Origin of the sequence: Mesorhizobium sp. M7A.F.Ca.US.006.04.2.1, assembly GCF_004022915.1 — a bacterium.
GTDB lineage: Bacteria > Pseudomonadota > Alphaproteobacteria > Rhizobiales > Rhizobiaceae > Mesorhizobium > Mesorhizobium ciceri.
Window position 1 is genome coordinate 1 of sequence record NZ_RZQA01000690.1, and the last position, 3580, is coordinate 3580.

The window sequence follows — 3580 nt, forward strand, 5'->3', positions numbered from 1 at the left end:
GCCCGGCACCCATTCGAAATGGGTGCTGGTCGAGGACGGCGCCGTCACCGGCTTCGGCACCTGGCCGACCGGCGAGCTGTTTTCCGTGCTTGCCGCGCACTCGATCCTGCGCCACTCGCTCGGCGAGCACCCCAAGCCGGTCACATCGGACAATCCGTTCTTCCGCCGCTGGTGCGACACCGCATTGGGCGAAGGCGGCGATGTCACCTCGCGGCTGTTTTCGATCCGCGCCGCCGGCCTGCTGCAGGATCTGAAAGCCGACGATGCCGCCGCCTGCCTGTCCGGCCTTTTGATCGGCGGCGAGATCGCCTCCGCCAGCCGCCGGCATGGCGCCGGTGCCGAACCCGTGGTGCTGATTGCCTCCGGCGCGCTGGCCGCACTCTACCAGGCCGCACTTGGTCTTGCTGGGCTTGAGGTCCGGGCCGTCGACGCCGACGAGGCAGTGCGTGCCGGTCTCGTCGAGGCGGCGCGCGAGAACGGCATGATCGCCAGAATTGGAGTTGCCCGATGAGCCAGACCGCACCGTTTCCAAAACTCAAGCGCGGCCTGGTTGCCATCCTTCGCGGGCTCAAGCCCACCGAGGCGATGGCCATGGGCCAGGCGCTGTTCGACGCTGGCATCGAGGCGATCGAAGTGCCGCTCAACTCGCCGCAACCGTTCTCGTCGATCGCCCGCATCGTCCAAGTGCTGCCGAAAACGGCGCTGGTCGGCGCCGGCACGGTGCTGACGCCGGCCGATGTCGATGGCTTGCACCAGGCCGGAGGGCGGCTTCTGGTCAGTCCCAACATCGATGCCGAGGTGATGGCGCGCGCCATGCATTACGGCATGGTGACGATGCCCGGCGTGTTCACGCCGACCGAGGCTTTCCTGGCGATCAAGCTCGGCGCCTCGGCCCTGAAATTCTTCCCGGCGAGCGTGCTGGGTGCCGGCGGCATTTCAGCGATGCGCGCGGTGTTGCCGGCGCAGACATTGGTCGGTGCCGTCGGCGGTGTCTCCGAAAAAGATTTTGCCGGCTACAAGGCTGCCGGCGTGACCGCCTTTGGTCTGGGCTCCAGCCTGTTCAAGCCGGGCATGAGCGTCGACGAGGTGGCCGCGCGTGCGCAAGCTGCCGTCGCGGCCTGGGATGCGGTGTTCGGAGAAGCAGGATGAGCGAAGCGATCGTTTCGGTTTTTTCCGATCACGTCTGCCAGCTCGGCGAGGGGCCGAGCTACGATCCCGCCACCGATACGCTCTACTGGTTTGACATCGTCAACAGCCAGCTTCTGGAAAAGCGGCTGTCCGGCGGCGCGACCACCGTCCATGAGCTTGGCCAAATGGCGAGCGCCATCGCCGTCATCGACGACAAGCGCCAGCTGATCGCCGCCGAGACCGGCCTTTATGTCCGCGATGTCGCGACCGGCAAGCTGACGCTGCACACGCCTGTCGAGGCCGACAATCCGGTCACGCGCTCCAACGATTCCCGCGTCCATCCCTGCGGCGCCCTGTGGATGGGCACCATGGGCAAGGGCGAGGAAAAAGGCGCGGGTTCGATCTACTGGTTTTTCAAGGGCGAACTGCGCCAGCTGTTTTCGGACATCACCGTCTCCAATTCGATCTGTTTTACCGAGGATGGCGCGATCGCTTACTACACCGACACCTCGACCGGGCTGCTGATGCGCGTCGCCTGCGACCCGGCGACCGGTCTGCCTGCCGGTGAGCCCAAGCTGTTCGTCGACCACCGCTCGGCCAAGGGCTATGTCGACGGGTCGGTGCTCGACCGCGACGGCATCCTGTGGAACGCCGTCTGGGGCGGCAGCGTCATCGAAGCCTACGGACCCGACGGCAAGCTCGTCCGCACGGTCGCCATGCCGGTGACGCAGCCATCCTGCCCAGCCTTCGTCGGCGCCAAGGCCGACCGGCTGGCGGTCACCTCCGCCTGGTCGGGCAAGGATGAGAAGCAGCGTCTGCTGGATCTGCAGGGCGGCATGACCTTTCTGCTCGATATTCCCGTCAACGGCCGCTTCGAGCCGCGCGTGCTGATCGCCTGATCGAACTGGATTCTACGGTCGGACGGTGCGTTGTCACGCCACCGCCCGCACCGTGTCGGTTTCGCGAGAGCCTGACGTCTCGACCATGCGATGGTAGGTGATCGTACCGCCGGGGATCGTTCATCTCATGCCAAGCCGTAAGCCGAAACTGATACTCGTCCATGAGCCGGAAAAGGCTTGTTTCGACCGTCTGGTCGCCGACGGCCATGCGCCGCAGCGCGCAACCGAAATCGCGTCCTATCTGGCGCAGTCGACCGATCTCGCTCCTGAATTCGACGTGCTTGGCCGTGCCTGCCAGGCACGCGGCCTGTCGTTCACGCCGGTGGCGCTCGACGACGCTGCCAGCGTGCTCGCCGGCGAGCATCCCAGCACAACGCTGGTCTGGACGCTGACCGACGGCATCGCCTATTTCCGCGGCGGCGCGGCGCCCGCTTTGGCGCGACTGGGCGGTTTCAAGACAATCGGCGCCGACGATGCGCTGTTCGCGCTCTGCCAGGACAAGTTCCGCTCCGGCGCCGTGCTCGGCGCGCTCGGCCTGCCGGTGCCACAGGCTGGGCTCGCGCGTGACGGCCAATGGCTGGTCGAGCCGCCGGCCTCGCCCGCCGGCTGGTTCGTCAAGCCCAACCGGCTCGGCGCCAAGATCGGCATCTGGCCGGAGTCGCGCTGCGGCGATCTCGCCCACGCTTTGGAGCTCAGCCGGCGCGTCTTTTCGGCCTATCGCGACGATGTCGTCGTCCAGCCCTACGTCGCCGGCCGCAACGTGCGCGCCAGTTTCCTTAGCCTGATGCCGGGCGCGGGAGTCGAAGTGCTTGGCGTGGCCTTTGTCGATTCAGGCGCCGATTTCCAGACCATGGCCGACAGCCTGGCGCTCTACGGCGACACTGGCGAGGCAGCGAAAGCGGCGGGACATTACGCCGAGCCGGAGCTCGTCGCGGTCGCCGACAGCCAGCCGGCCGCCGACGCCAGGATTCGTGCGATCGCCGGGCGGCTGATGAGCGGGCTCGGCCTGCGCGACGTGTTTTCCATCGATCTCAGGGTCGAGGCCGACGACACCGTCCACCTCATCGAGTTCGAGGTCTGCCCCGGCCTGCCCTGCTTCGATTTCCGCGCCTATTGCCGCCAGCAATGGGGCCTCGAGCTTGCCGATGCCATAGCCGAGACAGCGGCGAGCCGGCTGATCGGCCAAGAGCATCGCGCCTGAAGGCGCTACGGCAGATCGCGGGCCGACCGGCGGACGCGTTTCACTACGGCATTCGCTCGACCGCCTGCAAGGCGGGATCCATCTTGTCCCAGGCATGGCCGTGGCTCGTGTAAGTCACCATCTGTGGGCTGAACTGTTCCGGATCGTCGAGGCTGGCCGCATGGACCGCTATGAATTCCGGCATGGCGACGGATATCAGAAAGACCGGCGTTCCGCAGGTTGGACAGAAGGTGTGGATTTTTTCATTGCCGCTGGCGCCCGCCACGCGCCAGGTGCTCACCTCCCCGGTAATGGCCATATCGGCACGCTGGCCGAAGGTCAGGTAGGATCCGTGGCCGGTGCCTGAGCTGTC

General features: G+C 66.6%; 5 protein-coding genes. 4 read left to right on the forward strand and 1 reads right to left on the reverse strand.

Going from position 1 to position 3580, the window contains the following annotated elements:
- From EN925_RS28120 to EN925_RS28135, 4 genes are all read left to right on the forward strand, one after another.
- The coding region (locus EN925_RS28120; protein ID WP_206632979.1) for a 2-dehydro-3-deoxygalactonokinase at window positions 1-511 on the forward strand (511 nt) is incomplete at its 5' end.
- The gene (locus EN925_RS28125) at window positions 508-1149 is read left to right on the forward strand and encodes a 2-dehydro-3-deoxy-6-phosphogalactonate aldolase (RefSeq protein ID WP_013528597.1); all 642 of its coding nucleotides are present in this window, start codon (window positions 508-510) and stop codon (window positions 1147-1149) included. The genes EN925_RS28120 and EN925_RS28125, both read left to right, overlap by 4 nt.
- A complete protein-coding gene (locus EN925_RS28130; protein WP_024502161.1) occupies window positions 1146-2027 on the forward strand; it encodes an SMP-30/gluconolactonase/LRE family protein in 882 nt (293 codons plus the stop codon). The genes EN925_RS28125 and EN925_RS28130 overlap by 4 nt, the downstream gene beginning before the upstream one ends.
- A 127-nt stretch (window positions 2028-2154) precedes the next feature.
- Complete coding sequence (locus tag EN925_RS28135) at window positions 2155-3228, forward strand: D-alanine:D-lactate ligase-like protein (protein WP_127368653.1); 1074 nt, start codon at window positions 2155-2157, stop codon at window positions 3226-3228.
- Between the two features lie 43 nt (window positions 3229-3271).
- Here the strand turns inward: EN925_RS28135 and EN925_RS28140 are convergent.
- The coding region (locus EN925_RS28140) for a GFA family protein (protein WP_128337081.1) at window positions 3272-3580 on the reverse strand (309 nt) is incomplete at its 5' end.